The following is a 7,085-nucleotide window of genomic DNA, read 5'->3' on the forward strand; positions in this document are numbered from 1 at the left end:
TAATGGGATTCGACAAAAAAAGCTTGTCGACCTGTCTGCAATCACAGACTTTGTCGACAAGCTGAGACCACGTGTTGTGGTCTATGCTCCTTTGGTAATCATGGTGGCTTTCGGGGATTTCCCATGAAATCGTAAAAAAAAGCTTATTTAAATCTAGCTTCATCGCCTGATTTGACCATTCGCAGATCGATTCATCAACTGATCAACTTTGCACTGTGAAACCCATTGGTCGGAAGACCGACTCAGAGAAGTTTACAAAGAGGTGGCACGATGATGCCCTAGCGCGGGCCGTTTTTTAACGGAAAAGGGTCACTGAAAAACTGAATGGCTTTCTTCTTTGGTATCCCAGGAAATTATTGAAGCAGGCATTCTCTCACCCATTCCATGCGACCAATGCAAAAATGCATATATAAAACAACCATTTATGCATTATAATAGAATTCTGTTCGGAGGTGAGAGAGTGAGTCTATTACATGTCCGCTATAAACAGCTTAGTGAAAAATACCATGAATTGGATCCTGCCAAACAGCAACGGATCAAAGCGAAACTGGTCAAGCAACTGAAGCGCCGGAAACGGATGGGCGGCATATGGAATCAGATGATGTTGCGCATCCAGCGAGAGGGCTGGAAATGGGCGATCGTCTTGTTGGGGATTGCCGGCTTGGTCTGGCTCGCCTATGTCGGGGTCAAGTTTTGGGCGGGAATGCCCGGTCTGCAAGCGGAGGAAAACGCCGCCATCATCACGGGCATCGTGGCTTTTATTACATTGGGGATCACTGTCTACTCCAACCGCCGCTCACAAATGCTAGGGCAACGGTCCTTTGCACATAGCCGTATTTATGATCAGAAAATGGAAGCTTATACGCAAATCGCCCAAATCTTGCATAACCTTAACATGGCGTACTTCGCCTATGATTTCTCAGGCGACGCCAAATACGCAGACAGGGTGCGCACCTTATTCGCCCAAGTGATAGGTGAGATTGTCCCCAAATATCTCCTGTTCATCTCCAATGACGTGCTTGATTACATCAATGATATGGCTCACACCATGCCAGGCCATGACCAAGAGACCGAGACAGAAATTGACGAGAAATATGAACAATTCCTGTTCTACTACTATGAACCGATCATGGATGAGTTCCGGAAAGAGCTGGGCACTGAATCGATTACCAAAGAACTGCGCGAAATGGTGGAGTTTCAATCATCGGAACAGTTTCGACTTTTTTGATCGAGCCAAAAAGCCGAGGGAATGGGTTCCCTCGGCTTTTTGGCAATAATTGAAAATACTTCCTTCCTTCTTTTTTTTCAGAATAAAAGAGCCTTGGCTCCATCTTGGAGTCTATGGTTCCTGTTGCCTTCCCCCGTTACAATGTCTGCTGTAATGGTTGCAATGCGTTTTTCTTTCGCTTCACAAATCGGGCCATCCGCCAGAAGGCTTCCCTTAATTTTTCAATTGATGTCGCATAGGAACAACGAATATGATAAATGCCTGTCTCCCCAAAAGCATAACCGGGCACAACGGCAACCTCTTCCTCTTGCAACAGCTCTTCAGCAAATGTATACCCATCCATTCCCAATTCAGCCACGCTGGGAAAGACATAAAAAGCGCCCGCTGGGGTATTGCACGGCAAGCCCATCTCCGCAAAAGCAGCAATCGCCAGCTGCCGACGTTCATCATACTGCCTTACCATCGCCTGACACTGATACAGGCCGCTCTTCAAAGCCTCTATGGCCGCTATCTGACTTATCGTGGGGGCACACAATGCCGTGTATTGATGAATCTTCAACATTTCAGACAATAAGGGATCGTTTGCCGCCACATAGCCGATGCGCCAACCTGTCATGGCGAAGGCTTTTGAAAAGCCGCTGACCAGAATGACACGATCTTTTATATTGGGAAAAGAAGCGATCGACACATGTTCCCTTCCGTAAGTTAACTCAGCGTAAATCTCATCTGAAATGACGATAACGTCATGTTCTTCAACAAAACGGGCAATCGGCTCCAAATCTTCCCTTTCCATAATCGTGCCTGTTGGGTTGTTGGGATAGCATAAGATCAACACTTTGCTCCGTGGCGTGATCGCCCGCTCGAGGTCTTCCACCGTCAGCTTGAAATCATGATCGAGCGACGTGGGCACAGGCACAGGCACTCCCCCGCATAGTTGCACAATAGGGCCATAAGGCACATAACTCGGCTCCACAATTAACACTTCGTCCCCCGGATTAATCAGCATGCGCAAAGACAAATCAATTCCTTCACTGGAACCATTGGTCACCAATATCTCGTTCGGCTGGTATCTTAAAGAAAAACGTCTGAACAAATAAGAAGCGATTTCCCTTGTCAACTCGGGCAAACCTTGGTTAGAGGTATAACTGGTCATTCCCTGCTCCAGCGCATCGATCCCAACCTTGATAATGGAGGGCGGGGTGCAGAAATCGGGTTCCCCTACTCCCAACGAAATCACCGAGGGGTTTTGGCTAGCAATATCAAAGAAACGTCGGATTCCCGATGGCGGAATTTGTTTTACAATTCGTGATACTTTATCTTGTATACCCATGTTTGTCACCAACTAATTTCGTTCTAGAAATGGTTAAACTTCTTCGTTCGCATGATTACAATCTGATCCAGGGGGTAATAGACCAAATTTTCGTACTATACATGGATGAGAAGGCAACTATTAATGCATTATACCAAAGAAATTCATTCGTGCGCTACAATAAAATCAATTACTATTCAATTATCACTACGAAATATACATCTCTTTCCATTCATTGATCTGTTGCGCATTGAGATGGAATGGCTGCTTCAAACTATTGGCCAAATATGTTCACCTCATTACAATTTAAAATTTCTTGGGATTAAAACCTGGGAATTCTACCCGATCTCCACGAGTCGTCGGTTGGGAGATGACCAAAAACTCCACCGCTTCCGACGATCGATTGATCATTTGATGTGAAACCCGCGGAGGAATCTCTATTCCCTCATGCGGATAAAGAGTGATCAACTCCCCTTGCACCTCCATTGTCGCCACTCCGGTTAAGACAAAGAAAAATTGCCGCGCCCGGCTGTGGTAATGCCTTACTTCTTGTGTGCCAGGTGGCATGTGTTCATGGATAATGCTCAAATTTTCCTGTTGCACCAGATGCCAACCATCGCAGCGGCTTCCCCAAATGTAGTGCGGCGCTGTCTGTTTGCTGATTTTCACTGAACGCCATCCTCTCCGAGATAAAGTGAAGATAAGACAAAGGGATAATCCGCTTTTGTGAAAGGATTATCCCTCGATCTAACCTTACAGGCTCATTTTCAAGATTTCCAACACATCCGCTTTTCCCACTGGGAAGGTACGGCCAACCGTGCCCGCATGTGTTGCTTTTTCGGCCATCAGTTCCAGTCGGCTGTCATCGATTTGATAATCCGCCAAGCGGCTGGGAGCCCCAATGCTGTTCCAATAGGCGCGCAGCCGATCGATCCCCTCCTCGGCGATCTCTCGATCCGTTTTGCCGGTAGGGTCCACTTGGAAGACACGGATGGCCAATTGTTTCATCTTTGGCATCGCCTTATCCAAGTTGTAGCGAATCCAGTTAGGGAAGATGATCGCCAAACCGCCACCATGCGGGATATCGTAAACCGCCGATACCGCGTGCTCGATCCCATGGGTGCCCCAGTCTCCAGTCATCCCTTGTGACAACACACCATTCAACGCCATGGTGCCGCAGAAGAGAATCGTTTCACGCAACTCATAGTTTTCCAGATCCTTCACCAGCTTGGCCCCCGCTTCCATCACCGTCACCAAGAGCCCTTCAACCATGCGCTCATTATACGGCACATTCGGCGCCGAACTGAAATAATGCTCCAACGCATGCGACATCATATCCACAATACCATATACCGTTTGGTCGCGTGGCACCGTAAAGGTATGAACGGGATCCAAGATGGAGAAACGAGGGAATACAAGCGGCGTACCCCAACCCAATTTCTCTTGCGTTTCCCAGTTGGTGATCACCGAGCCGCTGTTCATCTCGGAACCCGTCGCCGCGAGGGTGAGAACCGTTCCAAATGGCAACGCATCCGTCGCTTGCGCTTTCTTCGTGATCACGTCCCAAACGTCCCCATCAAACTTGGCTCCAACAGCGATCGCCTTGGTTGCGTCAATGACGCTCCCGCCCCCAACGGCCAATAAGAAATCGATCTGTTCCCGTTTGCAGATCTCTACCCCTTTATGAACCGTCGATAAACGGGGGTTGGGTTCAACACCGGACAACTCGAATACTTGCGCATTGATTTCTTGCAGGTATTTGAGCGTTTCATCATAAATCCCATTGCGCTTAATGCTTCCCCCGCCATAAACCAGAAGCACTTTCGTGCCATAGGTTGGCACCTCTTCTTTTAAAGCAGGCAACGTTCCTCTGCCGAAAATCAATTTGGTTGGATTGTGAAATACAAAGTTCTGCAACAGTCCGACACCTCTTTGTTAGATGTTTTATGTACTGCACTTATTATTATATAGTATATGAAGAATTTTATCTAATTTTTTGTTTGTGATACAAACTTGTTTGAATAAATAAAACATACATTCCAGAAAGCCCCCACAAAAATGCACTGACATGAGCATCCCTTTGCCATAGAAAGGACCACTCTTACTTTGACGGATGATGGTCCACCTACTCCACCATTGAAAGTTTTCACGCGATGGTTGTATGTTCAGCGATCCAATCGTTCATAATCATGTTTGTTAGCGTCTTTTTTTCATTTGTTCCTCATGGAAAGTGACGTTGTTCATCATGCGAGCGGGCACAGTGTGGTTCCGCTCTTTTTTAGTGCAGGCTAGCGCTTTTTCCCCCTCGATACCCAATCCCTCCAGATCTTTCTGATCCAACCTCGGAACGCCGAACCGGTTCTCGGAGATGAAACATGTTGAAAAAATCGAACGGACGGAGATCGGGTAATGGACACCCGCTCCATTACAAACGTTTGATATCCCCCAGTCCCATTTCCCTCGATGACGTATTTTTCAATGCGATCCAACAACATATCGCTCATAAATAACCGCTTGCCCCATCCACCGTTCACGTAAACCGCGGAACGACAATGCTCAAGGCAAACCTGGCTTACAAAAATGTAGTGATGCGCCCCCGTTTCACTGACTTCATGCGGATGGGCGATAATGATTCCGCGGCGCACGCCCCTTGCCACCAAATGATGCACTCGCAGTTGGTTTCTGACCGGCAATAAGCGAATCGCTCCATTATCATGCCCCTTGACATACCCCTGTCCCGTTCCCACTTGGGCCGTAAATCGTTCCACCCTTCCCGAAACAGGAGCTTTCAGCCATATGCCAAAACCGTAGCAAACCACATCCCCTTCACTGGATGCCCGTTGCCAATAACAGTCAACAATATGAATATTGGGGTGCATCAGGGTATAAGGGTTGGTCACTCCCTGCGTTTCGGCCACGAATCCCGACGAACCGGAACGAATGGCCCGACAATGACGAAAGACCATATCTCCGCCCCAACCATTATGGGTAAGCAAAAAGGAAACCCCTTTCCCTTCCACATCGGTTACCCCCTCCACCAACGCATCAAATGTGCTGTCCAGATCCACGGCATGACGCGTGCGCCAAGTGCAACCATTTCGCACAATCACCCCCAGATTCCCCCCGTAAAACTGCACTCCGTATCCCTGCCCCGAACCGACGCGTTGCGGTGGCATGATCGTAAAATTCTCTATGATCACATCCATACTGCGCCGGACCTGAATCGCGGACTCCACCCCCTGTTCGGCATATAAACCATTAACATAAAAATAACGGACTTGCTGGGCCAATATGCCAAAGCCCTTATGCGCCCCTTGTTTTAAGCGATACCGGAAATTAATCACCTGACAAAATTGGAGCGGAGTGATCTTCCTCACATTCACCCGGGCCACTCGTTTGGGCAGCCGAACAAAATCTTTCAAAACCAGTTTGGTTGACGTCTGTTTGAAAGCGGCATTTTTCACCCACACTGTGCCCTCTACCGCTGTTTGGGCCGCTTGCAGTCCAATGAATATTCTCGCTTTACTGGCTCCGGATGGAGCAATCAAATTACAACCGTAATAGATTTGCCATCCTTGATATGAAAACGAAATCACATCCGAACGGGCAATCGGTTCCCCTTTCTTCCCTTCCCACGCCACATAACAGCAACCACGCCCTTCATGGGACGGCCACTCCACCTTTGCGGACACTTCCAGTTGATACGTTCGCCCTGCTTCAACCGGGACGGGGTTGGAACAAACCATCGCTTCACCTGTCAGGGAAGCCGAACGCAAGTGAAGCTTCTGCGCCTGTTCAACTTGATCATAAGAATGCTCGACCGAAAGACCGGGTGAAACCCGTTCACCCCACTTGATCCATCGATCGGCCTCACCCTTAAACTTCGCCTCAGCCAACAACTCCTGTTCTTCATAGATGACATCAACCACTTCATGCATTTCACAATTGAGGTCTTGCTGTCCATCAGACACACGTGCGCAATCATCGCGAAGCCATATCAGATCACCCGCTTGAATGTCGCAAGGCGCCTGTGGCAGGATAAGCGTTCGCTCCCCCCGCACCACCTCTCTCAACAAGGGATAACCGCTCGCACTGACATCACCCGCAAATTGGAATAAAAATGCCGTTGTCTCATCCGTCGCTTCCAAGATGGCCCCCTCAGCAAACCAGAGGGAAATCGGTTTAGTGACTGCAATTTCTTTAACCAAATACTGTCCAGCCGGAACGTGAAGTACGCCACCTGGCAACATCGCCTCAATGGCCCGCTTAAATCTTCCCGTATCATCCGTTTCATCAGGGTAAGGAGGAAAATCGCTCAAGGTATAATTGATCTGGCCATTCATCTCCGATTCACTCCCTCCACAGTAATTGTTTTTAATTGATTCCCTTCCGACAGACCCTCGGCTGATGAGCCAAACAAGCCTGTTTCTATCTCATTCTCACACATATGTATGAAAATGATGCGAAAAACATTTCGCATCATTCAGCTTGTCGACAAAGTCTGTGATTGCAGACAGGTCGACAAGCTTTTTTTGTCGAATCCCATTA

The 7,085-nt window shown here is 48.1% G+C and carries 5 protein-coding genes; 1 reads left to right on the forward strand and 4 read right to left on the reverse strand.

Annotated features, from left to right (window positions below):
* The first annotated feature begins 460 nt into the window (after window positions 1-460).
* Entirely contained in the window at window positions 461-1,228 is a 768-nt protein-coding gene (locus ACFQNG_RS18690; protein WP_379867427.1) for a hypothetical protein, read from the forward strand.
* A 136-nt stretch (window positions 1,229-1,364) separates the two neighbouring features.
* Here the strand turns inward: ACFQNG_RS18690 and ACFQNG_RS18695 are convergent, their stop codons facing one another.
* The 4 genes from ACFQNG_RS18695 to ACFQNG_RS18710 form a co-directional block, all read right to left on the reverse strand.
* The gene (locus ACFQNG_RS18695; protein ID WP_379867428.1) at window positions 1,365-2,558 is read right to left on the reverse strand and encodes an aminotransferase class I/II-fold pyridoxal phosphate-dependent enzyme; all 1,194 of its coding nucleotides are present in this window, start codon (window positions 2,556-2,558) and stop codon (window positions 1,365-1,367) included.
* A 285-nt stretch (window positions 2,559-2,843) separates the two neighbouring features.
* On the reverse strand, window positions 2,844-3,206 hold the full coding sequence (locus ACFQNG_RS18700) for a cupin domain-containing protein (protein WP_379867429.1): 363 nt from the start codon (window positions 3,204-3,206) through the stop codon (window positions 2,844-2,846).
* An 84-nt stretch (window positions 3,207-3,290) separates the two neighbouring features.
* A complete protein-coding gene (locus ACFQNG_RS18705; protein WP_379867430.1) occupies window positions 3,291-4,454 on the reverse strand; it encodes an iron-containing alcohol dehydrogenase in 1,164 nt (387 codons plus the stop codon).
* A 371-nt stretch (window positions 4,455-4,825) separates the two neighbouring features.
* Window positions 4,826-6,880: a right-handed parallel beta-helix repeat-containing protein gene (locus tag ACFQNG_RS18710; RefSeq protein ID WP_379867431.1), complete on the reverse strand. Its 2,055-nt coding sequence runs from the start codon at window positions 6,878-6,880 to the stop codon at window positions 4,826-4,828.
* Window positions 6,881-7,085: the final 205 nt, after the last annotated feature.

The sequence above is a fragment of the Laceyella putida genome, assembly GCF_042665195.1.
Lineage (GTDB): Bacteria > Bacillota > Bacilli > Thermoactinomycetales > Thermoactinomycetaceae > Laceyella > Laceyella putida.